This is a genomic window from Acinetobacter populi (assembly GCF_002174125.1).
GTDB classification, from domain to species: domain Bacteria; phylum Pseudomonadota; class Gammaproteobacteria; order Pseudomonadales; family Moraxellaceae; genus Acinetobacter; species Acinetobacter populi.
Genome location: NZ_NEXX01000004.1, coordinates 232,363 through 257,538, shown reverse-complemented (window position 1 = coordinate 257,538; position 25,176 = coordinate 232,363). Strand labels below are relative to the sequence as shown.

Annotated in this window: 26 protein-coding genes and 1 pseudogene; 18 read left to right on the top strand and 9 right to left on the bottom strand. The window is 37.9% G+C overall.

The annotated features are described in order from the left end of the window. Positions 1-44: 44 nt before the first annotated feature. A complete protein-coding gene (locus tag CAP51_RS12365) occupies positions 45-539 on the bottom strand; it encodes a hypothetical protein (RefSeq protein WP_087621067.1) in 495 nt (164 codons plus the stop codon). A gap of 215 nt (positions 540-754) precedes the next feature. Beyond that, positions 755-1,408: an RBBP9/YdeN family alpha/beta hydrolase gene (locus tag CAP51_RS12360; RefSeq protein ID WP_245809154.1), complete on the bottom strand. Its 654-nt coding sequence runs from the start codon at positions 1,406-1,408 to the stop codon at positions 755-757. 75 nt (positions 1,409-1,483) lie between these two features. On the opposite strand from CAP51_RS12360, the gene CAP51_RS12355 reads away from it, so the two are divergent. From CAP51_RS12355 to CAP51_RS12345, 3 genes are all read left to right on the top strand, one after another. Next, positions 1,484-1,843, top strand: a complete 360-nt coding sequence (locus CAP51_RS12355) for a MerR family transcriptional regulator (protein WP_087621065.1) — start codon at positions 1,484-1,486, stop codon at positions 1,841-1,843. 132 nt (positions 1,844-1,975) lie between these two features. Continuing rightward, positions 1,976-2,662: a YidX family protein gene (locus CAP51_RS12350; protein WP_425426806.1), complete on the top strand. Its 687-nt coding sequence runs from the start codon at positions 1,976-1,978 to the stop codon at positions 2,660-2,662. A gap of 188 nt (positions 2,663-2,850) precedes the next feature. Beyond that, entirely contained in the window at positions 2,851-3,678 is an 828-nt protein-coding gene (locus tag CAP51_RS12345; protein ID WP_087621063.1) for a DUF4198 domain-containing protein, read from the top strand. Positions 3,679-3,786: 108 nt separating this feature from the next. On the opposite strand, the gene CAP51_RS12340 is transcribed toward CAP51_RS12345, so the two are convergent. Further along, complete coding sequence (locus tag CAP51_RS12340) at positions 3,787-4,176, bottom strand: hypothetical protein (protein WP_087621062.1); 390 nt, start codon at positions 4,174-4,176, stop codon at positions 3,787-3,789. Positions 4,177-4,263: 87 nt separating this feature from the next. On the opposite strand from CAP51_RS12340, the gene CAP51_RS12335 reads away from it, so the two are divergent. Continuing rightward, on the top strand, positions 4,264-4,662 hold the full coding sequence (locus CAP51_RS12335; protein ID WP_087621061.1) for an MAPEG family protein: 399 nt from the start codon (positions 4,264-4,266) through the stop codon (positions 4,660-4,662). A gap of 113 nt (positions 4,663-4,775) precedes the next feature. Beyond that, positions 4,776-5,303: an inorganic diphosphatase gene (ppa, locus tag CAP51_RS12330; RefSeq protein WP_087621060.1), complete on the top strand. Its 528-nt coding sequence runs from the start codon at positions 4,776-4,778 to the stop codon at positions 5,301-5,303. A gap of 81 nt (positions 5,304-5,384) precedes the next feature. On the opposite strand, the gene CAP51_RS12325 is transcribed toward ppa, so the two are convergent. Further along, on the bottom strand, positions 5,385-6,659 hold the full coding sequence (locus CAP51_RS12325; RefSeq protein ID WP_087621059.1) for an OprD family outer membrane porin: 1,275 nt from the start codon (positions 6,657-6,659) through the stop codon (positions 5,385-5,387). 404 nt (positions 6,660-7,063) lie between these two features. On the opposite strand from CAP51_RS12325, the gene CAP51_RS12320 reads away from it, so the two are divergent. Continuing rightward, the gene (locus CAP51_RS12320) at positions 7,064-7,813 is read left to right on the top strand and encodes a TorF family putative porin (protein ID WP_087621058.1); all 750 of its coding nucleotides are present in this window, start codon (positions 7,064-7,066) and stop codon (positions 7,811-7,813) included. Between the two features lie 106 nt (positions 7,814-7,919). Here the strand turns inward: CAP51_RS12320 and CAP51_RS12315 are convergent, their stop codons facing one another. After that, a complete protein-coding gene (locus CAP51_RS12315; protein ID WP_087621057.1) occupies positions 7,920-9,404 on the bottom strand; it encodes a YifB family Mg chelatase-like AAA ATPase in 1,485 nt (494 codons plus the stop codon). A 61-nt stretch (positions 9,405-9,465) separates the two neighbouring features. Further along, positions 9,466-9,690 (bottom strand): accessory factor UbiK family protein, encoded by a 225-nt coding sequence (locus CAP51_RS12310; RefSeq protein WP_087621158.1) that lies wholly within the window; start codon positions 9,688-9,690, stop codon positions 9,466-9,468. 233 nt (positions 9,691-9,923) lie between these two features. Between CAP51_RS12310 and glnK the strand changes: the two genes are divergently transcribed. The 7 genes and pseudogenes from glnK (at position 9,924) to CAP51_RS12280 (ending at position 15,748) form a co-directional block, all read left to right on the top strand. After that, positions 9,924-10,262, top strand: a complete 339-nt coding sequence (glnK, locus tag CAP51_RS12305; RefSeq protein WP_087621157.1) for a P-II family nitrogen regulator — start codon at positions 9,924-9,926, stop codon at positions 10,260-10,262. Between the two features lie 62 nt (positions 10,263-10,324). Continuing rightward, positions 10,325-10,660, top strand: a pseudogene (locus CAP51_RS17710) (OmpA family protein); the annotation flags it as partial. 27 nt (positions 10,661-10,687) lie between these two features. Next, positions 10,688-12,016, top strand: coding sequence for an ammonium transporter (locus CAP51_RS12300; RefSeq protein ID WP_425426813.1), 1,329 nt, complete (start codon positions 10,688-10,690; stop codon positions 12,014-12,016). A 158-nt stretch (positions 12,017-12,174) separates the two neighbouring features. Continuing rightward, positions 12,175-12,657, top strand: coding sequence for a transcriptional regulator NrdR (gene nrdR, locus CAP51_RS12295; protein WP_087621056.1), 483 nt, complete (start codon positions 12,175-12,177; stop codon positions 12,655-12,657). Next, positions 12,657-13,727, top strand: coding sequence for a bifunctional diaminohydroxyphosphoribosylaminopyrimidine deaminase/5-amino-6-(5-phosphoribosylamino)uracil reductase RibD (ribD, locus tag CAP51_RS12290; RefSeq protein ID WP_087621055.1), 1,071 nt, complete (start codon positions 12,657-12,659; stop codon positions 13,725-13,727). Before nrdR ends, ribD begins: the two co-directional genes overlap by 1 nt. A gap of 2 nt (positions 13,728-13,729) precedes the next feature. Continuing rightward, a complete protein-coding gene (locus CAP51_RS12285; RefSeq protein WP_087621054.1) occupies positions 13,730-15,025 on the top strand; it encodes a DNA adenine methylase in 1,296 nt (431 codons plus the stop codon). 63 nt (positions 15,026-15,088) lie between these two features. Beyond that, positions 15,089-15,748 (top strand): riboflavin synthase, encoded by a 660-nt coding sequence (locus tag CAP51_RS12280; RefSeq protein ID WP_087621053.1) that lies wholly within the window; start codon positions 15,089-15,091, stop codon positions 15,746-15,748. 418 nt (positions 15,749-16,166) lie between these two features. Here the strand turns inward: CAP51_RS12280 and CAP51_RS12275 are convergent, their stop codons facing one another. The 3 genes from CAP51_RS12275 to CAP51_RS12265 are packed head-to-tail and all read right to left on the bottom strand — an operon-like array spanning position 16,167 to position 19,914. After that, positions 16,167-18,362 carry a polysaccharide biosynthesis tyrosine autokinase gene (locus CAP51_RS12275; protein WP_087621052.1) on the bottom strand — a complete coding sequence of 732 codons (2,196 nt, stop codon included), beginning with the start codon at positions 18,360-18,362 and terminating at the stop codon, positions 16,167-16,169. 21 nt (positions 18,363-18,383) lie between these two features. Beyond that, positions 18,384-18,812, bottom strand: coding sequence for a low molecular weight protein-tyrosine-phosphatase (locus CAP51_RS12270; RefSeq protein WP_087621051.1), 429 nt, complete (start codon positions 18,810-18,812; stop codon positions 18,384-18,386). A gap of 1 nt (position 18,813) precedes the next feature. Further along, positions 18,814-19,914 (bottom strand): polysaccharide biosynthesis/export family protein, encoded by a 1,101-nt coding sequence (locus CAP51_RS12265; RefSeq protein ID WP_087621050.1) that lies wholly within the window; start codon positions 19,912-19,914, stop codon positions 18,814-18,816. 424 nt (positions 19,915-20,338) lie between these two features. Here CAP51_RS12265 and rfbB point away from each other — a divergent pair, with 424 nt between their 5' ends. The 5 genes from rfbB (at position 20,339) to CAP51_RS12240 (ending at position 25,148) form a co-directional block, all read left to right on the top strand. Then, on the top strand, positions 20,339-21,415 hold the full coding sequence (gene rfbB, locus CAP51_RS12260) for a dTDP-glucose 4,6-dehydratase (protein WP_087621049.1): 1,077 nt from the start codon (positions 20,339-20,341) through the stop codon (positions 21,413-21,415). A 19-nt stretch (positions 21,416-21,434) separates the two neighbouring features. Further along, the gene (rfbD, locus tag CAP51_RS12255) at positions 21,435-22,346 is read left to right on the top strand and encodes a dTDP-4-dehydrorhamnose reductase (protein WP_087621048.1); all 912 of its coding nucleotides are present in this window, start codon (positions 21,435-21,437) and stop codon (positions 22,344-22,346) included. Further along, positions 22,343-23,239, top strand: a complete 897-nt coding sequence (gene rfbA, locus CAP51_RS12250; protein WP_087621047.1) for a glucose-1-phosphate thymidylyltransferase RfbA — start codon at positions 22,343-22,345, stop codon at positions 23,237-23,239. The genes rfbD and rfbA overlap by 4 nt, the downstream gene beginning before the upstream one ends. A 74-nt stretch (positions 23,240-23,313) precedes the next feature. Continuing rightward, positions 23,314-23,892 (top strand): dTDP-4-dehydrorhamnose 3,5-epimerase, encoded by a 579-nt coding sequence (rfbC, locus tag CAP51_RS12245; protein WP_087621046.1) that lies wholly within the window; start codon positions 23,314-23,316, stop codon positions 23,890-23,892. Positions 23,893-23,909: 17 nt separating this feature from the next. Further along, positions 23,910-25,148 (top strand): flippase, encoded by a 1,239-nt coding sequence (locus tag CAP51_RS12240; protein ID WP_087621045.1) that lies wholly within the window; start codon positions 23,910-23,912, stop codon positions 25,146-25,148. Positions 25,149-25,176: the final 28 nt, after the last annotated feature.

Sequence of the window (25,176 nt, the reverse complement as noted above, 5' to 3'; positions counted from 1 at the left end):
TCATAATCGATGTAAAATCCTCGCTTCGGCGGGGATTTTTATTATTAATATCGACCTCTTAATCCATCTTGAATCAACTGTTGCAATCTTAATGCATCATCAATATTTACTTTCAGGGTTCCTTCACGAATATTATCTATATTATTACGATTAATGTTCAAAGGTTCGAGCATATTAAAAAGACCATTGCTTGGGTCAGATGACTGTAAACCTGTTGCTACGGCTAAAATATATTGTTGTAAGGCTGGTGAAAACTGACTCATATCAGGTTCAGCGATTTTCGGCTGAAAGTCAATATTGCCAATGCTTTCACTTGCACTGGTATTTTGTAGGTCACTCTCAATTTTATACAAACGATGTTGTAGCGCCTGACGTGTCTTTTTATCTTCCTGAAATGGCACAAATCCGACTTCTTCGCGTAGTTCAGATTCTGCCATTACCTTAATGGTGGGTAAGGTAACGACATCATTTGCCTGTACGGTAGATAAGGCAAAATTTGAAAATACGATGATAAAGCATGAGCATTTAAAAAGGTTCATCACGTGCTCCCAAAATCAGTCATCCAATAAAATAAAAGATGATTAGCTAAATAGCATGCATTATAAAATAGGCTACAACAAAGTTAGATTTAATTCAGTAAAGCTCGGATAAACGGTAATGGTCATTAAAATTTAACCTGAGTAGCCTACAGCTGTGCTGTTAAAGAAAATATAATTTCTTTAAAAAAATTAAAGAGTTGTGGTGAAAATCTTCGCTAAGGCGAGGATTTTTTGTGTTTTAGCATCTGTTGCATTAATTCAACCAATTGCGGAAATTGCGTATAACCATCGCTGCCAAGGAAATGTCCCGCATTTGGCAATATGCGATACGGAATATTTAGCTTTCTAGCAAATGCCAGACTATATGCTTTGGGGACGATGCTGTCATTGTCAGAAATTAGCATATAAGTCTGGTCAGCATGTTGAAAATGAGTTGGGTTGATTTGATTTGCCAAGATATACTCATCAAGATCGGGAAAACCGGGGATTGGATCAGAAAAACCGGAGATGAGGATAATACCACCCACTTTTTTAATCTGATGCCGTTCTAAAAAATGCAGTAAAGTGATTACACCTAAACTATGTGCAACAAAATAGGTATGTTCATCCACTTTAGCAATGGTTTGATCCAATGTCTGTTGCCATTTTTTTGCATCTGGATGCTGTGAGTCCGGAAATTCAATAAGGTCAACTTGTGTATATTCATTCTCAAGGGACTGTTTGAAATCCATAAACCAGTGATCGTGAATACTGGCAGTATAACCATGAAGTACATATATCTGCTGTTTTGTCTGCGTGTGTATGAAAGGCTGTGCTTTGAGTGCAAAGGGTAGTGCAAACAGGGCTAAGGCAACCAATATCTTTTTCATCATTTTATTCCTGATTTTGGTTAGAGTTTGTTATGCTAAACATTGACAGTTGTGTCAGAGTCAAGAGGAAAAATAATGAATCTTGCCAAAGTTGCTGAACGCACCGGAATTAGTCCGCGTATGCTGCGCTATTATGAAAATATGGGTTTGGTTTTACCTTTGCGCCGTAGCAATAACTATCGTGATTATTCTGCAAAAGATATTGAAAAAATTAATAAAATTAAACTACTTAATGATGCTGGCATGCCATTAAAAGATATTCAGTTATTACTGCCATGCTTCGATTTGAATACAGCAAATTTTAGATTGTGTCCGATTGTTCAGGAAAAATTAGTTCATGAGTTGGACAAAATTACTGCACAATTAATCCAGTTACAACGTTCTCACAGTTTGTTGACGTCATTTCTCGATAACGGAACGCATGAGGATTCTTAATAAAGTTTCTAGGATTTGTTGCGCCCATAGATAAAATTTCAACAGATCTTAAATTATGGAATGAATTACTATATGAATAAAAGAAGGGATTGCTATAGTGTTTTTTAATTAAAATCGTGTAGGAGAATATACGTGATTAAGAAAGTCATTCTACTGGGTTTAGTCAGCAGTGTATTGGTTGGTTGTGCCACGTCAACTTTAATTAAAAAAGAACATCGTACCTATACCCAGACGACCAAAATTCCTCTGGTTGAGGATCAGGTGATCGCCTTTGGCAAACCTGCACAAACACTAACAAATTTACCTGCCGATAGTATTGTGATTGCTGGTTATAAGAACAGTTATATATTGACACAAGGTGGGGCTCAATTTGTCACTTTAATCAATAAGCTGGATGCAAAAAATATTCAGATTAATAAAGACTTGAATTTTTACTCGGAAAAAAATGATGGGCATTTTTCAGGAATCTTGCCTTTATCTTATGTGAAATTAAAACAGGATATTAGCAAGCAGGATTTGGAGTTTTTTATTGAAAATGGTGCGAGGGAGTGTTCTACCTCAAGTGATGAACGGATGCAGGCCCAGCGCTTTTGTTTCGAGATTAAACTTGCCGGTGTGGTATATCCGGTGGCCAATAATGTTGCCAGTTTAAAAGCCTTGAGTAAACCTTATCAGGTGACCATTTATACGCCAGGTAAGGAAACCTATACTTCCTCATCCGGACTAAATCCATTACAAAAATTGGTCCTGTTCCCTTTTGCAGTGGCAATTGATGTGGTCAGTTTGCCTTTTCAGGCCGCAGAGAAAATTTTTGATTAATGAATGATATAGAGATGAATTAATCCTCTATGATTTATAGGGGATTATTGAAATAGGCTTTATAGCATAAGAAAGTATTTGGCATGACCTCAATTCCCCAATAATATGAAATAAGCCTGTATCCTTATCTTGACTTTCTTGTTGAAAGTTTGTTAAATAATAATCATTTTCAAAAATACGAATAGCCAATGAAATTTAATCCATTTTCTCAACTGACAGCGGTTTCTGCTTTATTCTTTGCTGCATCTATGACGGTGCAAGCCCACTCTCCATTTATTGCACCACAAGCGTATACCATTGATGGCGATGGTACGGCAGTCATTGGTGGCTTTGCCGAAGCGCCATTTGCTTCTGAATTTGCTTTAAGTGGTTTTGCCGTTGCAGTGAATGATCCAAATGGACAAGTGCAACAATTAGAGCTAAAAGGTACAAAGTTCCTGACCGCTGCTGATGCAGAAACCAAAGCAGAAGGAACCTATAAAATCACGGCAACTCGTGAGAATAAACTGGAATTTGCCAATGTAAATGGTAAATGGCTGCGTGTCATGGAAAGTCATAATGAACAACTTCCACCATTGGCAGAACGCAATTTTATTACCCCTGCTGAAGTCACAGCTAAAATCAAGAAAGTGAGTAGCACACGTTATGAGCAGTTGATTGGCTATTTTAGTAAAGCAAAATTAACAGATACTGTATTGCAAGCTAACCAAAAAGGTCTGGATGTACAGTTTTCTCAACATCCAAATAGCCTGACCACAGCACAACCTCTGACCTTAACTTTTACTGTAGATGGTAAAGTACACAAAGGCTTGGATATTGTTGCGATAAAACAATGGGCTAGCGTTGATGAAAAAGAAATAGAAATTAAACAGACCAGCAATGAAAAAGGTCAGGTGCAATTAGCTTTTCCACAAGCAGGACAATATATTATTGAAGTTAACTCTCCTGCAACCGCAGAAAAGGCACAACCTGCTGCACAAACCTATCGTTTAAATATTGCCTTGCAGGTAAATTAAACACCTAATACAAAGTACATAAATGGAGGATGCTTTCTGATCATCAGGATTAGAAATGGTCCTCCATTTTTCTTGTACTGTGACTTGAAGATTGGAGAGGAGAAGACTTTATTTTTTCATCATGGCGCGTTCAGCCATAGGGCGAACCAGACCAACAATTGCAATAAACAGCACCATTGAAAGCAACTGGCGTTTTAGGCCTGTGATGTTAAATTGAAAACCGTAACTTAAATAATTATCGACCAGACAATATAACAAGGTGATTGCCAAAGTAGCAGCCAGAGACTTTTTCTTGATCCCTACCGCAATAAATGCAATGGTCAATACAAAGGCAGTACCAATGGTTGATAGAATATTCCAGTTGGCAAAAATGGTACTTAATAGCAATGCTAGAATCGGTAAAAATATCCATAGAATACGATCCAGCGTTTCGCTATGTTTTTGCTGTTGTTTGAGTGCCTGTTGCAGCTCGTCTTGTGATTCGGGTTGCCTAGCCATAGCTATCTTTCCAGTTGCAAGATTACAATTCTTTAATGTTAGGCATGGTATCATGTCTGCATTTATTTTTAGACAGGATTTACCTACATGCACAGTCTAAATATCATCATTATGATTATCTTAGCAGCATGTCTGTTGCCGTATATCTTTACGGTTATTGCACGCATGAGTGCCGGTTATAATCCCAAATTACATGATAACCCTAGAACATTTCTAGAGAATGCAACAGGTTTGGCAGCACGAGCCAATGCGGTACAAAAAAATAGTTTTGAGGGTTTGCCCTTATTTATTGCCGCGATGCTTATGGCTGATTATTTGGTGGTGCCGGATTATCTAGTTATTCTTCTGGGCATTGCCTATCTGTTTTTTCGGGTGATTTATGGACTTTGTTATCTGGCAAATTTATCCAGATTGCGATCAGTATTTTGGCTATTGGCGACCCTATGTCCTATTCTCTTGCTGATTTTGTGTATTAAATTAAATTAATCGCGGTGCGTGTTTCTACAAAATTTCAATAGATAGTGCTGATATAAGCACTGTTTCCTGTGACGTTTCACGCTATAATCCACCCGTTAATTATTTTGTCTAAGAGTGTTGGTATGAGTTACAACAATATTCCTCCAGGTAAAGATGCACCTAATGATATTTATGTCATTATTGAAATTCCAGCAAATGCTGCACCGATCAAATATGAAATTGATAAAGATTCGGATGCGTTATTTGTAGACCGTTTCATGGGAACAGCAATGTTCTATCCGGCAAACTATGGTTATGTACCCAATACGTTATCTGAAGATGGCGATCCATTGGATGTATTAGTGGTTACACCATATCCTGTAACAGCTGGTTCAGTAATTCGTTGTCGCCCAGTTGGTAAATTGAAAATGGAAGATGATGGTGGTATTGATGCAAAACTGGTTGCAGTGCCGCATGAAAAATTATCACCACTGTATAAAGATGTTCAGGAATATACAGATTTGCCAGCATTACTGATTAGTCAGATTGAACATTTCTTCTCACATTACAAAGATTTGGAACCAGGAAAGTGGGTGAAAATCAGTGGTTGGGAAGGTGCTGATGTTGCCAAGGCTGAAGTGCTTAAAGCCATTGAAGCAGCGAAAAAATAATAGATTATTTTTGCTTTGCTGATATAAAAAACCTGCATTAAATATGCAGGTTTTTTATGAATTGATCCAAACCGTTGTCAATTAGAATAATTTTACTGGGAAATCTACAAAGATACGCCATTCGTTGGTATCTGGCATATATTGATCGGCATAGGCTTGATCATTGCGATAAATCGAATTACGTACACGTAATTTTAGATCTTTGGCAAAGCCACTTTGTACGGTATAGCTCAGCTGATTAAAAAATTCACTTTCTTTGGCTGTATCATTCGAGTCCTTAAGATTGATATCCCAGCCATAAACATAAGCTGTGGTCCAATTTAGTGCGGGTAAATTAAATGCACCAAAATTGAGCGAATATTGAGCTTGAACAGATTTTTCATCATTACCAATAAAGTCTGATAAGTAAGAGTTTGGTAAATATATACTTTGACCGCCATCAGCATTTTGACCATAGTCATAACCGACATTGCCTGAGTTTTGTTGATAGGCAAGCATGATGCTATGTGGTCCGGTTTTATAAGTACCTGATAATGCCCAGATATTATTTACAGTCTTTTCATTTTCCGGAATGGTTGCAGAATAAGTGGTGTAGGGTTCAAACTTGGTATGGTAACCACTTAAATCGTAAGTTAGGGTGCTGTCATCAGCCAGAGCGTACTGATAATTCACATTGACATAATGACGCTCAAGTTTATCTTTAACATCAACGCCATAATAAGATGCATTGAGTTGATCATTAATCTTATATTTAGCACCCCAAACTACGGCACGATCCAGTTGGTTTTGATCAGATGCAATTTGATCTGGAAGTTGGTTTTTGGTGAATTTACCAGCAACCAATGCCAAGTTATTAATTTCATTACTTGTTACTAATGCACCCGTGAAATATTCAGGGACATTCCGTGTAGTCATACTGGCCAGAACTGGTAAATCAAGAACTTGTGTACCATAGCGTACAGTAGTATTGGAAATACGTGCTTTAATACTGCCACCACCACGTGTCCATTGGTCATAAGGTGAACCATCATCCTTACGCGGAATCATGCTATTACCAGAATGTTGATTATCACCAATTTTAAAAGAAAAATCGCCAATCACATCTACACCAAGGCCAATAGTTCCTTGGGTAAAGCCTGATTCGAGATTAACCATGGTTGATTGCACCCATGAATTATTGTCAACACCCGGAGCAACATTTTTTTTATCCCGCTGGATAAAGCCATTACGGAATAGAACCGTACCCGAAGCATCTTCTACAAATCCTTTTGACTCACTTTGCTCACTGGCGAAAGTGGTTGAAATAAGTGCAGTATATACACCTAAAATTAATGCAATATTATGTTTTTTAAACATTTCTTAACCCTAAAGCAGATTGAGAGAGTTGAGAGGCAAGTGACCTGTCAAATAGATGCGGTACTCTATAGTAAAAGTACACTTTCTATCAAATTCATTTAAATAATAAACGGGCAAATTTGCTTAATAATGATGCAAACAATAGCCTGATCTTCCATATTCATTATTTTAAGTTGTGATATGTTTATTCCTTTTTATGAAATATGAGATTGAAGTAACCTTAAGCGGATCCCAATAAATATTTGTAATATTTATTTCATCTTTATGGTTTAAACTATTAAAAACTATATTTATTAAATATTTATCCTTTCAAAATTATAATTGGCATAGGAATTGCTAAATACCCATTGAGGTCAGAATTATCTGAATAAATTAAAGCGTTACGACGTTTGGGGAGAACAAACATGACTTTCAAATTCACAGTAATTGCAGGTGCTTTGGCAGCAGGGGTATCTAGTGTGGCTATGGCAGATGATACTGCATTACCATTTCCTGGCGAAATCACTGGTAATATTGGTGTTTATTCTGATTATGTATTACGGGGTAATACTAATTATTTAGAAAATGATGGCGCAACCATTCAGGGTGGTATTGATTATGCGCATCCATCAGGCTTTTATTTAGGCTATTGGGGTTCTACACTGGATTATTCTCTGACTGATAGTGGTTCAAGAGATGCATTTGAAAACGATTTTAATATTGGTTATAACGGTAGCATCACTGAAGATCTAGGTTTTACAGTGGGCGGTACTTACTATTATTATTATGAGTCTGATGTTGATTCAGATGTATTTGAAGTATTATTGGGCTTAAACTATAAAGATTTTAGTTTAACCACACAAACTATTACTCAAGATGTTGTTTGGGGTAATGCTGGTGATACCTATATTCTGGGTAGCTATTCTCATCCTTTACCTAAAGATTTTACTTTAAATGCGGCTGTAGGCTTATATTACTATAAAGACAGTGGCGATTACGAAGCAGATTTAAATACCACAGAAACATTTAATTTCCGTCATGCAACACTGGGCTTAAGTCATCCATTGGGTACAACTGGTGCTGATTGGAGTCTGAACTATATCATTGGTGGTAAAACACGTTCTGATGAAGATCTGAAAAACAAAGTGGTATTAGGTTTAAGCTACGCATTCTAAACTCATATCATGCAATAAGGAAAAGCAGGACATAAGGTTCTGCTTTTTTATTATAAAATAATAAGTTCTCAATTAATTTCATGATTAAACAGATATCAGTATTGATTTAATTTGTAGGGCGATATGAAAGGGCTTCGGTAATATGCATGCTGGAAATGGTTTCACTGCCAGTTAAATCGGCAATGGTTCTGGCGACACGTAAAATTCGATGATAAGCGCGAGCTGAAAGCTGCAATTTTTGTTGAGCAACTGCCAGAATATTTTGGCTCATTACATCCAACTGAACAAACTGATCCAGACCTTGTGGAGAAAGTTCGTTGTTTAAATAACCCTGTCGTTGTATTTGTTTGTGATGCGCCTGTAATACACGTTTTCTTACTGTTGCCGAGTTTTCGCCTGCCTTTTGCTGTTGTAAATCTTGTGCAGACAATGGCGGGACTTCGATATGCAAGTCAATACGGTCTAATAACGGTCCGGAAATGCGATTTTTGTAGCGTTTGATGGCATCGGCAGAACATTGGCAACGTTGATCATGATGAAAGGCATAACCGCAGGGGCAGGGATTCATGGCTGCAATAAGCTGAAAATTGGCAGGAAAACAAACCTGTCGGGAGGCCCGTGAGATCACGACTTCTTTTGATTCTAGCGGTTGGCGTAGAACTTCAAGCACTTTGCGATCAAATTCTGGCAACTCATCCAAAAAAAGCACACCTAAATGGGCCAGAGTGATTTCCCCCGGTTTGGGATGTGAGCCCCCACCTACTAAAGCAACTGCCGAAGCGGTATGATGCGGTGATCGAAAAGGTCGTACCCCGAATGGATGCTGCATATTGGCAATCGAATAAATACTGGCGACAGCTAAACTGTCCTCATCGGATAATGGCGGTAAGATACTGGGTAATCTGGACGCCAATAAAGTTTTACCCGTTCCCGGAGGTCCGGTAAACAATAAAGAGTGTCCACCGGCTGCGGCAATTTCCAGCGCTCGTCTGGCTTTTAATTGACCTTTAACATCAGCGAGGTCGGGGAGATTTAATAATTCCTGCGGGGGAATTTGATATTGATGTGGTTCGATTTGAATGGTATGGCAAAGAAATTGACAAACCTGTTTTAAATTTGCGGTGGGAATAACGTTTAGTGGTCGAATACATGATGCATCATTGGCATTATCCATCGGCAGGACTAAGGTATGTCCAGAGATTTTGCAGGCATGGGCAATACTTAAAATTCCTGAAACTGCCCGTAGTTGTCCGTCTAGAGCAAGCTCACCGACAAATTCAAACGTATTTATATTTTTTTCATCAATTTGACCTGATGCCACCAGAATGCCCAAAGCAATTGCCAGATCAAGACGCGAACCATCTTTAGGTAAATCTGCCGGGGCAAGATTAATCGTAAGACGTTTATTTGGAAACTGAAAGCCACTATTAATGATGGCTGATCTTACCCGATCCTTACTTTCCCTCACCGCTGCTTCAGGTAGACCGACAATGGTCAAGGCTGGTAAACCTTGACTTACATGGACTTCAACTTCAATTAATGGCGCATTTAATCCCAAAACGCTGCGTGAATATATCTTTGCAAAACTCATATTGATCCATATTGGTGCATTTTTAATTATTAAAGTTTATTTTGATCAAAAAGAAGGCAATTTATAGCTGTTTGATACGATCTTCAAGTTGATCTAGTTGCTGTTGTAGTGCACTTAAACGCAGATTGGCTTGTTCTAGTGCGATTTTTTGCCGATCCAGCTCTTGTTGAGAGACAAGGTCTATTTTAGATACCATTTCATTGAGTAGTGCACGAATATTTTTTTCCAGATCTGCTTTTGGTGTGGCTATTTGTTCCCGTAACGCATCTACAAAAGTATCAAGCATTGCTGTCATGATCTTTAACCTATATTTGTAAGTTTTATCTTCCTCCAAGATACAACAAATCTTGCTGATATGGTAGTTAAGTGATGGATAAAAAATACAATACTGTTAAACTGTATGAGATATTCACGACAATGGATTGTGCTGGCTTTGAAAAATATCCCCAACCTTTTCTAAAGCTTGGCACGAAAATTGAACAGAAAACTATTGGTATGAGAAACCTAAAGGAAAATAACATGAAGCTCGTAACAGCAATCGTAAAACCTTTTAAATTAGACGATGTTCGTGAGGCACTTTCTGAAATCGGTGTGCAAGGCATCACCGTAACTGAAGTCAAAGGCTTTGGTCGTCAAAAAGGCCATACTGAACTGTATCGTGGTGCAGAATATGTTGTCGATTTTTTACCTAAAGTAAAAATCGAAATTGCAATTAAAGATGACATGGTTGATGGTGTAATCGAAGCGATTACAAGCGTGGCGAGTACTGGCAAAATCGGTGATGGTAAAATCTTTGTTTCTAATCTGGAACAAGTGATTCGTATTCGTACCGGCGAAACTGGCTCTGATGCTGTTTAAAACATGGCATGACTTTTGCTGATTGAAAATCAGCAACTTATTCAAAGAGGTTGGGGATACGAATGAAAAAAATGCTCTTAGCACTCAGTTTAACTGGTGCGCTGTTTACATCAGTTGGAAGTTGGGCAGAAGAATCCGCTACGGTACAAACTCCTGTCGCAACATCAACAGTGGCAAGTTTTCAACCAGCAAGTGTTGAATTTGGCTTAGGTGAAACGGCTGTTTCGGCTACAGATATTCAATCCGTTGTGGATTATGCCAAGGCAAATCCTGACGCAAAATTTAAACTCAGTGGCTATGTCGATAGTACAGGTGATGCTGAGACCAATAAAAAAATTGCCAAAGATCGTGCAGAAAATGTAAAAGCTGCATTGGTTGCTGCGGGTGTCGCAGATGCAAATATTGAGTTACAAAAACCAGATGATATCGTCGCTGGTGATGAAAATAGTTCTAGAAAAGTTGAAATTACTTTAGCAGATGATACGAGCGCACCGATTGCTGCAACTTCTGATGAAGCAGCAACCGCAGAAGCAGCCCCTGCTGAAGAAGCTAAAGCACCACTTGATAAAGCAGATACCATGCTGATTTTCGTATCAACAGCTTTGGTGTTGTTTATGACATTACCTGGTTTGGCACTGTTCTATGCTGGTATGGTACGTAGAAAAAATGTACTTTCTACCATGATGTATAGCTTTGGTTCTGCTGCGGTTGTGAGTGTGGTCTGGGTCATCATTGGTTATTCAATTGCCTATGGTGAAGGAAATGCCTTCATGGGTGATTTCAGTAAGATCATGCTGGCGGGAATTTCCTCTGATACCGTTGATGGTATTCCTGAAATTATCGATGTAATCTTCCAAATGACCTTTGCGATCATTACAGTTGCGATCATCAGTGGTTCTGTCGCAGAACGTATGAAATTTTCAGCCTTCTTGATTTTCTCTGCACTTTGGGTTGTGCTTGTATATGCGCCAATCTGTCACTGGGTTTGGGGTGGCGGCTGGTTAGGCAGCGATGGTGCACTTGACTTCGCTGGTGGTACAGTTGTTCATATTAACTCTGGTGTTGCAGGTCTGGTTGCCGCTTATATGATCGGTAAACGTATGGGGCTTGGCAAAGAGTCTATGGCACCGCATAACCTGACTTTAACACTGGTTGGTGCGAGTATTCTTTGGGTAGGCTGGTTCGGTTTCAACGGTGGTAGTGCATATGCCGCTGATGGTACTGCGGGTATGGCGCTGGTTGTGACTCAGGTTGCTGCTGCTGCTGCTGCATTATCATGGTTGGCTGCGGAACGTATTGTACGTGGTAAAGGTTCGGCTCTGGGTGCTGCTTCCGGTGCGATTGCTGGTTTGGTTGTCATCACACCTGCTGCTGGTTTTGTGACTGTTGGCGGTGGTTTGGTCATGGGTCTGATTGGCGGTGTAGTATGTTTCTGGGCTGTAACTGGACTTAAACGTCTTCTTAAAGCTGATGATGCTTTGGATGCATTTGGTTTACATGGTATTGGTGGTATCGTTGGTGCATTGCTCACCGCTGTTTTTGCCAGTGAATTTATTATGGGTTCAGATGCGCCTGCTTCTGTCATGACACAATTATGGATTCAAATCAAAGGTGTCGTTGCTACAATCGTCTATAGTGGTGTATTAACTTTCATTATCCTGAAAGTTATTGATCTGGTGGTTGGTATCCGTGCAGAAGTTGATGATGAACGTATGGGGCTGGATCTTAGCCAACATGGCGAACGTGTTGAATAATAATCTTTAATAAATAATTGTTAGCGATAATTGAAATAAAAGCAGTCGTAAGGCTGCTTTTATTTTGTCTGAATTGTTGCTAAGTCTGAATACACGTTCTATCATTTTTAGTTTTTTGCTACACTATGACATCTGTTAAATAGATGTTTAGCTAAATCATGCATTGTCCCTTTTGCGATACACCTGATAGTAAAGTTATCGACTCTCGCCTTGCTGCACAAGGTGCACAAATTCGTCGCCGCCGAGAGTGTACGAAATGTGGGGAACGCTTTACAACCTTTGAAAGCTATGAAGTGGTGATGCCAAGGGTGATTAAGTCAAATGGCAAAAATGAACCTTTTGATGAACAAAAATTACGTCGTTCTTTGATGCATGCTTTACAAAAACGTCCTGTTACTCAGGAACAGATTGAAGAAACATTATCAGATATCCAGCAGAAAATTCGTCGTTTGGGCGAACGTGATGTGAAATCCCTGACCATTGGTGAAATTGTGATGCAATCACTATATGTATTGGATCATGTCGCTTATGTACGGTTTGCTTCGGTGTATCATGATTTTCAGAATGTGGATGCTTTTCGTAAACAGATTGAGCAAATGCAGCAACGTGAATTGAATACGTCATCAGGACAAAGTAAATAATGTCTGAACATGAAAAATGGATGGCAGAGGCACTAGCGCAAGCTAAAACGGCAATTTATCGTGCACGTCCTAATCCGGCTGTAGGTTGTGTGATTGTTAAAAATGACAGGATAATTGGACGTGGTGCTACGGCGCCTGTTGGTGGCTCACACGCGGAAGTTTTTGCCTTAACTGAAGCCGGCGAACAGGCTGAAGGTGCAACAGCTTATGTGACATTGGAGCCTTGCGCGCACTATGGTCGTACGCCACCGTGTGCAGAAGCCTTAGTCAAGGCCAAAGTGAGCCGAGTTGTGATCGCAACTCTGGATCCGAATCCTTTGGTTGCAGGTAAAGGTCAAGCGATTTTACAGCAGGCAGATATTGAAACAATTGTCGGTGTACTTGAGACGCAGGCGATAGAATTAAACCGTGGTTTCCTTAAAGTGATGGCTGGCGGATTGCCTTATGTGCGTTTAAAAATTGCTGCAAGCCTGGATGGGCGTACTGCAATGGCATCAGGTGAATCAAAATGGATTACTGGGAAAGCAGCTCGTCAGGACGTACAGCATTTTCGTGCGATTAGCGGGGCAGTCATCACCGGGATTGCAACGATTCTTGCCGATGATGCCCAGCTTAATGTAAGACATTTAGAAAATATTGATTTAAATCAGATTGTTCAACCTTATCGCATTATTCTGGATCGTCAAGGTCGGTTGCCTTTAGATGCCAAAGTTTTACAAAATCTTGAAACTGTGATGGTGATGACGCCACATCGTGAAGATTTAGCTAAGCTGGGTGTGCTACAATTGCCAGTCCAGTCGTTAACTGATCTACTAGGATTGCTTAAATCACAGTATCAAATTTACGATGTGTTGGTAGAGGCAGGCGCAACTTTAGTGAGTAGTTTTTTGACAGAGAAATTGGTGGATGAGGTGATTCAATACATTGCACCAATGTATTTGGGCCAAACTGCTCGCCCACTGAATCAATTTTCGTTTAGCACCATGCAACAGCGTTTAAATTTAAATTTATTTGAAATTACTCAAATCCATCCCGATGTCCGTTTAAGACTAAAACCTATTTACGAGTAATCATGACTGCCGAAGTCTCCGTATATCATAAGCGTCGTCATGCTGCACGTACTACAGATGAGTATTTATTTCATCAACTTGTACCCTATCTGGGGAACAAACGTCGTCTATTGCACCTGATTTTAGAAGCCTTGGAACAAACAGGTACCCTAGAGCGTAAAAAAGGCAAAGCTGCACCTATATTTGTCGATTTTTTTGCGGGTAGTGGCGTGGTGTCTCGGCTTGCTCGCCAGAATGGTTATCGGGTTATTGCCAATGACTGGGAACCTTATAGTCACGCCTTGAATCATGCCTTATTGGCATGTGTCGAAGCACCCGAATTTAAACAGTTGGGTGGTTATCAGGCTGCAATTGATTATTTAAATCGTTTACCTGAGGTCAAAGGCTGGGTCACGCATAACCTGTGCCCTCGTAATGATGATATTTATGATCCAAGTCGGGATAGGCTGTTCTTTAAACGTCGTAATGGGATGCGTATTGATGCCATTCGTCAGCAGATTGCAACATGGCAAACACAGGGTGCAATTGATTCGGTAGAAATGAGTGCATTACTGGCACCATTATTATATTCGGCAAGTTTTGTCAGTAATACCAGCGGCGTATTTAAGAGTTTTCATCAAGGCTGGGGTGGAAAAACCAAAACAGCTTTGGAGCGCATTGATTCTTTGCTTTGGCTCACGCCCAGTAAATTTTGTGAAATCGGTGATCCCGCGCGTTTACAGGCAGAAATGTGGTGTGTAGATGCTCAGCATCTTGCCAATCAAATGACAGATTTTGAAGTGGATGTGGCTTATCTTGATCCACCATATAATCAACATGCTTATAGCAGTAATTATCATGTCTTAAATTCATTGACTTTATGGGATCAAGTGGACTTGCCTTCACCAGATACCAAAGGTTTTAAAAGCGGTATTGATCGTGCGTGGCGTAAACAACGTCCAAGTGCTTATAACTCCTCCAAGCATGCCAAAGAAGCCTACCAGAAACTATTGGCAACTATAAATGCACGCTATATTCTTACCAGCTACAGTACTGATGGTAATATTGCGCCTACTGATTTACTCGAAGCCAATCTGGCACGTGGTAAAGTGATGTTATTAACTCAGGATGTGCCACGTTATCGGGTCAGTAAGCAGCGTCAGTCCGAGCGCGCCCGAGTACTGGAATTTATTGTTATCACCGATACTCATGCAAAGTCTGGACCGCCATTGCGACAATTACTAGGACAGTTATATCATTTTGCAGAATTGGGTGGCGTGGATACCAGCGGCCCCAATACACAGTTGGCGTTATGGTAGTGTGGCAAACTGCCAGGAACTAAATATTTACAGCATTTCATGATTAAAAATGGGACGTCATTCATGTTTACCGGAATTATCGAAAGTCTAGCGAAGGTTGAAAATATTCAGAATATTGGTGGTGATGTGCGGCTGCGTATTCAAACTGCAATGGATATGTCTGATGTGCATTTAGGCGATTCTATTGCAACCAATGGTGTTTGTTTGACTGTCATTGACTTTGGTTCAGATTGGTATGCGGCAGATGTCTCCAGAGAAAGTCTAAATCGCACGACTTTGGCAGATTGGAAAACTGGACAAGTGGTGAATGTAGAAAAAGCTATGCTACCAACAACCCGTTTTGGTGGCCATATTGTTAGTGGACATGTGGATGCTATTGGTGAGATCACCTTATTGCGACAGGATGCGCGTTCACTTTATTTTGAGGTCACGGCCCCGGTTGAACTGGCAAAATATTTGGCAGAAAAAGGATCGATTACAGTGGATGGCATTAGTCTGACGATTAACCATTTACGTGGCAATTTATTAAGTTTAAATTTGATTCCTCACACTGCCGAAAGAACCAATATCCATACATGGAAATTAGGTACTAAGGTCAATCTTGAAGTCGATATTTTGGCCCGTTATCTTGAACGATTAATCCTTGGCAATAAAGCCGCAGAACAAAATAACAGCTCAAACATTAGTATGGCATTTTTGGCGCAGAATGGTTTTTTAAAATAAGAATTTAGCAATTAAATAAGCTATTTGAAGTATCTGTTAAGACAAAAGGCTAATTCTATAATAAGTGCGAATCACTTAAGGTGTTTGTTTTCAGGCCTAAAAAGGTACGATTACAAAATGAGACGTATCTTATATATTGCTATTTTCAGCCTTATATTTCTTTTGGCTGGACTGTTTTTGCAATTTTATTTAATCGAAACACTGCCTATTGCATTATTGGGTGGATGTTTGGGATGGGCTGTTGCTGAGTTTAGACGAGAAACCAATAAAGCATAGAGTGAATTGGTTAAAATAAGACCGATTATCTGTTTGCTATATAAATTTTATTTAATCCACTGATTTTAAAATAATTAAGCCATCATTGTTTCAATTGAAATAGCAATGATGGCTTAGTAAGTTGATCTAAGTATGATTTTAATTAATCATCCTTATGAGACTTATAGGCATAAGCATAATTATAGTTATAGCTTGAACCAGAACTACGTTGTACATCATTGAATATAATACCATTAACCTTGCTTCCTGCATGTTCAAAACGATTAACCGTTAATTCAAGTTCTTTAATATTGGTCTTGCCAAAACGAGCCAATAGCAGATTGATACCAACATAGTGTGAGATAATAATGGAATCAGTCACTGCCAGTACGGGTGGTGTATCAATAATAATATAGTCATATTGTGTTGATAGTTGTTCTAGAAAATCTTTAAATTTTTGTGAACTCAGAAGTTCAGAAGGATTTTTTGGGCTTTTACCCCGGCTGATAAAAGACAGATTTCCGACTACAGAAGAATGATAGGTAATTTGCTCTAATGTTGCATCATCAGTTAAATATTCAACTATACCCGGATAAGCATCGGTATTAAAATATTTATGAATATAACCACGACGTAAGTCGGCATCAATTAATAATGTACGTTTACCATTCTGGGCAAAAATAGTGGCCAGGTTGGTGGCAATAAAAGATTTACCCAGCTCTGGTGCGGGCCCACTGATCATAATAATATTGTTTTTTGCATTTTCCAGCGCAAAATGAATGGCAGTACGAATACTACGCAGGCTTTCAATGGCAATATCATCACCATGTTTTACTGCCAAAATAGGCAAGGTCTTTTTCTTTCTTAAAACAGAAATACGACTTTCTTGTATCGGCGAACGAGGTACAGTGGCATAAACTGGTAAATCCATTTCCTTTTCAATCTGAGTAGCATCTTTGACCCCGGTTCTTAATAGATTACGCATTAAGGCAATCAGTATCCCAATAAAACCACCAACAAAAATGGAAAGTACTAAAATAATTAGTTTTCTTGGTTTAATTGGCTTAACAGGTTTTACTGCTGTATCGATAATTCGTACACTACCGATTTCACCAGCTTTAGAAACCTGTAGTTGCTGATAACTTTTAAGCAGTTCCGTATAAAGTTCTGTTTGAACCTCTACATCACGATACAGTTGCATATAGCGACGTTGTAATTCTGGTAAACGATTAATAGATTGTTTAAGTTCTGCTATTTTATCATTCACTGTTTTCAACTGTGAATTAATTTCGGCCATTAGGGGATGGTCTGGTGTATATCTAGCAGCCATTTCAGCTTGTTTTTGTTGTAGTTCAAGTTTTACGGTTTCTAGTGCAATATTTTGCTTTAAAAACAGTTCAGACTCAGCGGTGACATCTACGGTCTGATTTTTTTGCCGGAAGTCATTAAAGACAATTTCCGCTTGTGTCAATTGTTGCTTTAACTCAGGCAGTTTTTTGTTTAGAAATTCTAATGTCTGCTCTGACTCTAGTGATTTACGCTCAATATTTTGTCGATGGTAAACTGTTAGAATATTGTTTAATACCTGAGTAATGTGGGTTCGATCTTCACCTTGATAATTTAAACTAATCACCCCTGTCATTTTGCCTCTTTCAGTAGCTGAATAAGCATTGCTAATTGAATTTACCGCTGTTGGTAAAGCCTGTTTTGTAATCGTAAAGTCATGTTGAGGGATTTTTTGTGAGTGGATTTCAACAATCCATTTACCTCTAGAGGAGCTAAGCGTATTTTTTTGATTTAAATTACCTTTAAGTAAAATCGCATCTTTGTAACTTATTGTAAATTGATTGCTATCTAAAAATTTTAAGATCAATTTTTTATCCTGATAAGATTCAGGCACGTTTAAACTTTTAATGAGGAAAGAAGACTGATTATTTTGATAGGTTACGCCATTGGGGTTATATTGTAATACACTTTCTTCGGGTGTAATCAAGCGAGAGAGCAAGGTATCCTGATTATCTTTAATCTGGATATCTAGATTGAGATCTTTAATCACTCGACCTAGAATCATGCGCGAGCTTAAAATTTCAATTTCTGCCTGTGCTTCGGATTTTCCGCCAAGATTATTACTTAAGTCCCCTAATTGTCCAAGTAATGCTGCAGATGCTGCACTTTTACCCTCTTCTACCTGAACTAATGCATCAACAGAATACACATCAGATGCGACCCGTAAATAAAGTAATGCACAAATTAAACTTAAAATAATGCATAGTGTAATAATTTTCCACTGGGCTATTAAGTAAAAAAGTAATTCCTTTAAATCAATCGTATCATCTGGGGCTTGAGAGTTTTGTGTCATGGCGAATACAACTATTTTAAATTAAATATGTGATGTCCAATCTTGGACATAAGATTGAATATTAAGACAAGTCTGATCAAAAAAAGCCTGATCATGCTGATAAGGATCAGGCACATTACGATTTTGCCAGTGTCCCAAGCGAAAGGTTTTTCCTTTTGCAAAAGGCCAAGTTTTTTCCAGATGTGACTGTTGATTATTGCTCATCACCAAAATTAAATCGGCTTTTTTAATTAAATCTGCGTTTAGCTTTCTGGCAATATGAGAACGCATATCAATATTTAAGCGATCCATACATTGCAGTGCTTTGTCATCAGCCGGGTGTCCAATCAATCCCGAGATACCAGCAGAGCTAATTGATAAATTTGGGAATTTTTGTTTTAAAAAATATTCTGCCATTGGACTACGGCAGATATTTCCAACACAGACCACCAGTATATTCTCAATCTTCATGCTATTTCCCTAGCTGATCAAATGAATATAAGGCACTTGAGAACGGTATAATCTGGTTAATAATACGTTGCCAGCGTGTTAAACCTGTTGCATCAATATAAACGATATCATTTTTTTGCATCTGGAACTGGTTAGCAAGTGCCAGATTACCAAGACTACTTAGATTTAATTGATAAATCGTTGAAGTTCGAGCTTGTAAATCAGAGCGCATAACATAGATACGAGCAGCACTAGCCGAGTATGGGTTAATGCCTGCACTTTCGCCTAATACATCACTTAAAGTCATGCCTTGATCGCGTAAAGCGACTGCTTGGCTATTATTGGACTCTCCCATCACATAAAGTTTTTGATTTTGTTTAGTATTGACATAGATTGTATCGTTCGGCTGAATCAGTAATTTGTGTAAAGAATAGCCATTTTTTTCAAGATTAATGGCATTTAGATCGTAAGTCATTCCATTACGAATGAGTTGAATGGAGGTATTATCTCCTGTTTCGGAGTTTACACCACCTGCCATACTGAGTGCAGTATAGACACTAATAGGTTGATCATTCAAAGTGTATTGGCCACTTTTCATTACCTGTCCATTGACATAATAGCGATTACCTTCATAAGACAATACACGAAGGATTACATCAGGCGTTTTTAAATATTTGGAAAATTGTCTTTTTAATAATTGATTAAGTTCCGGTACAGTTTTACCTGCTGCTTTGATTTGACCAACTAAAGGGAGGGAAATATAGCCATTACTGTCAATCGGAAAACCAATACTTTTGGCATCGGTTGCATTTGTGATTGGCGGTGTAAGCTCCGGATAAGCCCAGAGTTGGATTGAGAGGATATCCCCCGGACTTAGGCGATATAAATAATGTTGATTACGAAATAGTTGAGAAATATCTGCTGTAGATGTCAGAGTAATCGCTTCAGTTGATGGAATATTATTCTGATTGAGTTGTACTACATTAATTTCTGCACCCTGCTCGGTACGAAACTCACCCTGTTCTGGCAAATCATATGTCTGCAAACCGGGAGCAGTTGCACAACCGGATAAGGCTATAATGCATGAAGTGAGTAGTAGTAAAGCTGGATTCTTTTGAAGCACACTGAAACCCTATGATTCTAATTAAAGTTGTTAGATAATCTGAATTATAAATGGCTTTGCAACACAAATCCATCTTTCAGTCACGCTTGATGTGAAGTAACTATCTTTTAATTATATTTTTTGAAAAATATATTATTTTTATTTAGAATTTGAAGTCCTTTATTTACATATTTATAGTTGAAAAATATTGCAATTTTATTTATTTGTAAATAAAAAATTGAATATTGTTTTTTTGTAGTATTTTTCATCACCAGTGTAACGATGCTAAATATCTTGCATATAAACTGTATTTTATACTGAATTTTTGTTGTTTCACTATTTTATAGATTATACTATTTATCAGTTTGCTTTGCAGAAACGATCGAATACTGCGACTGCAATAAATTTTTACTTAAAAATTATTTTATCTAAGAAAAGGTAATTTATGAAACTTTTGGTGACAGGTGGCGCAGGATTTATTGGTTCGGCGGTTGTGCGTCATATTATAAATAACACAGCGCATAGCGTGTTAAATGTAGATAAATTGACTTATGCTGGAAATCTGGAGTCTTTAGCAAGTGTGGCAGAACATCAACGTTATCAATTTTCACAAACAGATATTTGTGATCGTACTGCACTTGATGAATTATTTTCTAATTTTCAACCGGATGTAGTCATGCATTTGGCAGCAGAATCTCATGTGGATCGTTCAATTACCGGTTCTGCAGATTTTATCCAAACTAATATTGTTGGCACCTATCAATTATTGGAAGCTGCACGTCAGTATTGGAATAATCTGGACGACGATAAAAAACAGGCATTTCGCTTTCATCATATTTCTACGGATGAAGTATATGGTGATCTGGAAGGTATAGAGGATCTGTTTACCGAAACGACTTCTTATGCACCAAGCTCTCCGTATTCTGCTAGTAAAGCCAGTTCAGATCATTTGGTTCGTGCATGGCATCGTACTTATGGTTTACCAGTTGTATTAACCAACTGCTCAAATAATTATGGTCCTTATCATTTTCCAGAAAAACTAATTCCTTTAGTTATTTTAAATGCATTAGCTGGTAAGCCTTTACCTGTCTATGGTAATGGTGCACAAATTCGTGACTGGTTATTTGTTGAAGATCATGCCCGTGCTTTATATCTAGTAGTGACAGAGGCAAAAGTAGGTGAAACTTATAATATTGGTGGACATAACGAACAAAAAAATATTGATGTAGTGAAGTCGATTTGTCAATTGCTTGAAGAGCTTGCACCAAATAAACCGCAAGGGGTTGTAAATTATCAGGATTTAATTACTTATGTGACGGATCGTCCGGGACATGATTTGCGTTATGCTATTGATGCCAGCAAAATCAAACAGGATCTTGGTTGGGTGCCGCTTGAGACATTTGAAACAGGTTTGCGTAGGACAGTACAGTGGTATTTAGATAATCAGGATTGGGTGCAACGAGTACAAAGTGGTGAGTATCAAAATTGGGTAAAACAACAATACCAGACTAAACAAGCCTAATTTAAGTGGAGGAATAGGAATGAAGATTCTTTTACTGGGTAAAAATGGTCAGGTAGGTTGGGAGTTACAGCGATCATTGCAGCCACTGGGTGAGGTGGTAGCTTTGGATCGTCAACTTGATGGCAAAAAACAATGGAGTGGTGATGTTGCAAATTTTGCAGCGATTACCACAGTCATTGAGCAGTTCCAGCCTGATGTTGTGGTCAATGCTACAGCCTATACAGCAGTAGATAAAGCAGAAAGTGAATCCACGCAAGCAAATTTAATTAATCACCTTGCGGTTAAGCATTTAGCTGAGCAGTGTAAAGCCATTGATGCTTTATTGATTCATTATTCAACTGATTATGTATTTGGTGGACAAGGTGCAGCGGCTTGGCATGAAGATGATAGTACTGCGCCAATTAATATTTATGGTCAAACGAAACGAGATGGTGAAATTGCTTTAGAGCAAAGTGGTGCGAAATTTATTAATTTTCGTACCAGTTGGGTCTATGCGGCACGTGGTCATAATTTTATTAAAACCATGTTGAAACTGGCGCAGAGTAAAGATGAATTAAGTGTTATTGATGATCAAATTGGCGCACCTACGGGTGCAGCACTCATTGCTGATATCACTGCGCAAGCCATTGCAGCTTATGTACCGCATGAAGCTGCCCAGCAACATAAATTACATGGTCATTATCATCTGGTGGCAAGTGGTGAAACCTCATGGTTTGCCTATGCACAATATATTTTTGCAATTGCCAGAGCAAAAGGTCTTGACTTACAGATTAAAAAATTGCATCCGATTGTAACCACTGCTTACCCAACACCAGCAAAACGGCCATTGAATTCAAGATTGAATACTGACAAATTACAATGCAATTTTAAGCTACATTTACCACATTGGACATCAGGCGTTGAGCACGTCTTGGGAGAAATTATTTTATGAGTCAAGTTAAACGTAAAGGGATTATCCTTGCCGGTGGTTCTGGTACACGCCTGTACCCAATTACCATGGGAACCTCCAAGCAACTGTTGCCAATTTATGATAAACCAATGATTTATTATCCATTGTCCGTGTTAATGCTGGCAGGGATTAATGAAATTTTAATTATTTCTACCCCAGAAGATTTGCCAAATTTTGAAAAACTTTTGGGTACTGGTGAAGAGCTTGGCATTAAACTCTCTTATAAAGTACAGCCTTCTCCAGATGGTTTGGCACAGGCATTTATTCTGGGTGAGGACTTTATTGGCGAATCACCCGTATGTCTAATTTTGGGCGATAATATTTTTTATGGACAGCATTTTAGCGAGCAACTAAAACGTGCCACTGCACAGGAAACGGGGGCAACCGTATTTGGTTATTATGTCAATGATCCGGAGCGTTTTGGTGTGGTGGATTTTGATGCGGCAGGTAAGGCATTAAGTATTGAAGAAAAGCCTGAACAGCCGAAATCCAACTATGCAGTAACAGGGTTATATTTCTATGATAATCGTGTTGTAGAAATTGCCAAAAACATTAAGCCTTCTCATCGTGGCGAGCTTGAAATCACCGATGTGAATAATGTCTATCTACAAAAAAATGAATTGAGTGTAGAAGTATTAGGCCGTGGTTTTGCATGGCTGGATACTGGAACACATGATTCATTGCTTGAAGCAAGTCAATTCGTACAAACCATTGAAAATCGTCAAGGCTTAAAAGTTGCTAGTCTGGAAGAAATCGCCTTTAATAATGGCTGGATTAATGCAGATCAACTTAAAGCACGTGGTGAGTTCTTCAAAAAAACTGGTTATGGTCAGTATTTATTAAAGCTGTATCAAGAAAATGCCGGAAAAGCCTAGATTGTTATTGATGCCTAAATATAATGTTTAGGTATTCCTTTACGCTATATTGTAATTAAAAAGTAGATGAAAAAATGAATGTTATAGAAACCAAAATCAAAGATCTATTGATTTTTGAACCAAAAGTATTTGCTGATGACCGTGGCTGGTTCATGGAGAGTTTTAATCAGCAAGGATTTGAACAGGCATTAACGGAGCGTGGTTTGGAAGTGCCACAGTTTATTCAGGATAATCATTCTTTTTCTAAAAAAGGGGTATTGCGTGGTTTGCATTATCAGTTGAATCCGCATGCACAGGGTAAACTGGTGCGTGTCGTGCAAGGCAGAGCATGGGATGTTGCAGTAGATATTCGTGAAAACTCACCAACATTTGGACAATGGGTTGGTGTGGAGCTGACTGGTGAAAATTATAAACAATTCTGGATTCCTGCCGGTTTTGCCCATGGTTTTATTGCGCTTGAAGATAATACACAGTTTTTATATAAAACCACAGATTATTATTCTAAAGAATGTGAAAGAAGTATTGTTTGGAATGATCCTGACTTTGCAATTGATTGGCCTGTAGAAGATGGCTTAGAGTTAAAGTTAACGGACAAAGATCGTTTGGCAGCGAGTTTAAAGCAAGCAGTTGCAAATAAACAAATTTTTAATTAATTTCGAATTGGGATAGTATGAGTTTAGTTCGAAAAAATATTTTTGTACTCTTTTTAATTCAAGGTACAAATTATATTTTCCCATTGCTTACTATTCCTTATTTATCAAGGATTTTTGGACCTACTGGAATAGGTGCGTTGTCTTTAGCGCAGGCAATTATTCTTTATTTAGTGATGGTTATTGATTTTGGATTTAATTTAACGGTTACTAGAAAAATAAGTATCGCATATCAGACCGAAAATCAGATGGAAATTAATAAACTATATACACATACAATTTTCATGAAAATGCTATTTCTTTTAATAGTAATAGGAATAATAGTTATATGTTGTCAGATTATTCCACAATTAATTAATATAAAAATACTATTATATATAGGTTTTATTTCATTGTTAGGTGCTGTTTTGAATCCAATTTGGTTATTTCAAGGGGTTCAAAAAATGGCAATTCTTTTAGTGCCAACAACATTATCCAAATTAATTTCTCTATTATTAATATTTGTTTTTGTAAAAGATAAAGGTGATCTAAATTTTGCAATGTTTTTTAATTGCTTAGGTTTGCTTCTTTCTGGAATAATATCTTTGTATTATGTGAAAAAATTGAATTTAGCAAAATTCACTAGAATAAATTATATTTTTGCAAAAAAAATCACAAAAGAATCTTCATATATTTTTATGAGTTACTTAGGTTCAAGTGTATATACCACAATGAATACGTTTATTATGAGTTTCTTTGTTAGTTTAAAAGATATTGGCATTTATTCATCTGCTGATAAAGTAACTACAACAGCACAGTCTTTAATGACCCCAATGCATCAGGCTATCTTTCCCCACTTATCTAGTTTTACAAATAAAGATGAATATCTAGTAAAGTTAAAAAAGTTTGGAATCATTTTGGTGGGTTTTGCAGTTTGTATATCTATATTCATTTTTTTATTTGCTAAAATCATTGTATCAATTTTATTCGGAAATGAGTTCTATGAATCATATAGAGTGCTTCAAATTCTATCTTTATTACCTATAGTAATCAGTCTTGGAATTTTATTTGGGCAATGGGGACTGATAGTTATTGATGAAGCAAAAATATTAGGTAAAATTTATATATATGCTGGTTTTTTACATCTTACATATATTTTTCTTTTACTACATTTTTGGGGAATATACGGTGCAGCTATTTCCATAGTGATTACAGAATCAATAGTTTCTTTGGTACTTTTCCTTGTTTTTCTTAAAAGAATTTCAAAGTTAAAGAGCTAACTAATTGTTTAAATATTAATGGATAAGT

Bases quoted from the DNA above. Each gene is read 5' to 3' on its own strand.
- ribD (WP_087621055.1), top strand. From the start codon at position 12,657: ATGTCTGAACATGAAAAATGGATGGCAGAGGCACTAGCGCAAGCTAAA.
- CAP51_RS12355 (WP_087621065.1), top strand. From the start codon at position 1,484: ATGAATCTTGCCAAAGTTGCTGAACGCACCGGAATTAGTCCGCGTATG.
- CAP51_RS12285 (WP_087621054.1), top strand. From the start codon at position 13,730: ATGACTGCCGAAGTCTCCGTATATCATAAGCGTCGTCATGCTGCACGT.
- CAP51_RS12270 (WP_087621051.1), bottom strand. From the start codon at position 18,812: ATGAAGATTGAGAATATACTGGTGGTCTGTGTTGGAAATATCTGCCGT.
- rfbD (WP_087621048.1), top strand. From the start codon at position 21,435: ATGAAGATTCTTTTACTGGGTAAAAATGGTCAGGTAGGTTGGGAGTTA.
- CAP51_RS12280 (WP_087621053.1), top strand. From the start codon at position 15,089: ATGTTTACCGGAATTATCGAAAGTCTAGCGAAGGTTGAAAATATTCAG.
- CAP51_RS12360 (WP_245809154.1), bottom strand. From the start codon at position 1,408: ATGAAAAAGATATTGGTTGCCTTAGCCCTGTTTGCACTACCCTTTGCA.
- ppa (WP_087621060.1), top strand. From the start codon at position 4,776: ATGAGTTACAACAATATTCCTCCAGGTAAAGATGCACCTAATGATATT.
- CAP51_RS12320 (WP_087621058.1), top strand. From the start codon at position 7,064: ATGACTTTCAAATTCACAGTAATTGCAGGTGCTTTGGCAGCAGGGGTA.
- CAP51_RS12335 (WP_087621061.1), top strand. From the start codon at position 4,264: ATGCACAGTCTAAATATCATCATTATGATTATCTTAGCAGCATGTCTG.
- rfbC (WP_087621046.1), top strand. From the start codon at position 23,314: ATGAATGTTATAGAAACCAAAATCAAAGATCTATTGATTTTTGAACCA.
- rfbA (WP_087621047.1), top strand. From the start codon at position 22,343: ATGAGTCAAGTTAAACGTAAAGGGATTATCCTTGCCGGTGGTTCTGGT.
- CAP51_RS12325 (WP_087621059.1), bottom strand. From the start codon at position 6,659: ATGTTTAAAAAACATAATATTGCATTAATTTTAGGTGTATATACTGCA.
- CAP51_RS12315 (WP_087621057.1), bottom strand. From the start codon at position 9,404: ATGAGTTTTGCAAAGATATATTCACGCAGCGTTTTGGGATTAAATGCG.
- nrdR (WP_087621056.1), top strand. From the start codon at position 12,175: ATGCATTGTCCCTTTTGCGATACACCTGATAGTAAAGTTATCGACTCT.
- CAP51_RS12275 (WP_087621052.1), bottom strand. From the start codon at position 18,362: ATGACACAAAACTCTCAAGCCCCAGATGATACGATTGATTTAAAGGAA.
- CAP51_RS12365 (WP_087621067.1), bottom strand. From the start codon at position 539: ATGAACCTTTTTAAATGCTCATGCTTTATCATCGTATTTTCAAATTTT.
- rfbB (WP_087621049.1), top strand. From the start codon at position 20,339: ATGAAACTTTTGGTGACAGGTGGCGCAGGATTTATTGGTTCGGCGGTT.
- CAP51_RS12310 (WP_087621158.1), bottom strand. From the start codon at position 9,690: ATGCTTGATACTTTTGTAGATGCGTTACGGGAACAAATAGCCACACCA.
- CAP51_RS12345 (WP_087621063.1), top strand. From the start codon at position 2,851: ATGAAATTTAATCCATTTTCTCAACTGACAGCGGTTTCTGCTTTATTC.
- glnK (WP_087621157.1), top strand. From the start codon at position 9,924: ATGAAGCTCGTAACAGCAATCGTAAAACCTTTTAAATTAGACGATGTT.
- CAP51_RS12240 (WP_087621045.1), top strand. From the start codon at position 23,910: ATGAGTTTAGTTCGAAAAAATATTTTTGTACTCTTTTTAATTCAAGGT.
- CAP51_RS12340 (WP_087621062.1), bottom strand. From the start codon at position 4,176: ATGGCTAGGCAACCCGAATCACAAGACGAGCTGCAACAGGCACTCAAA.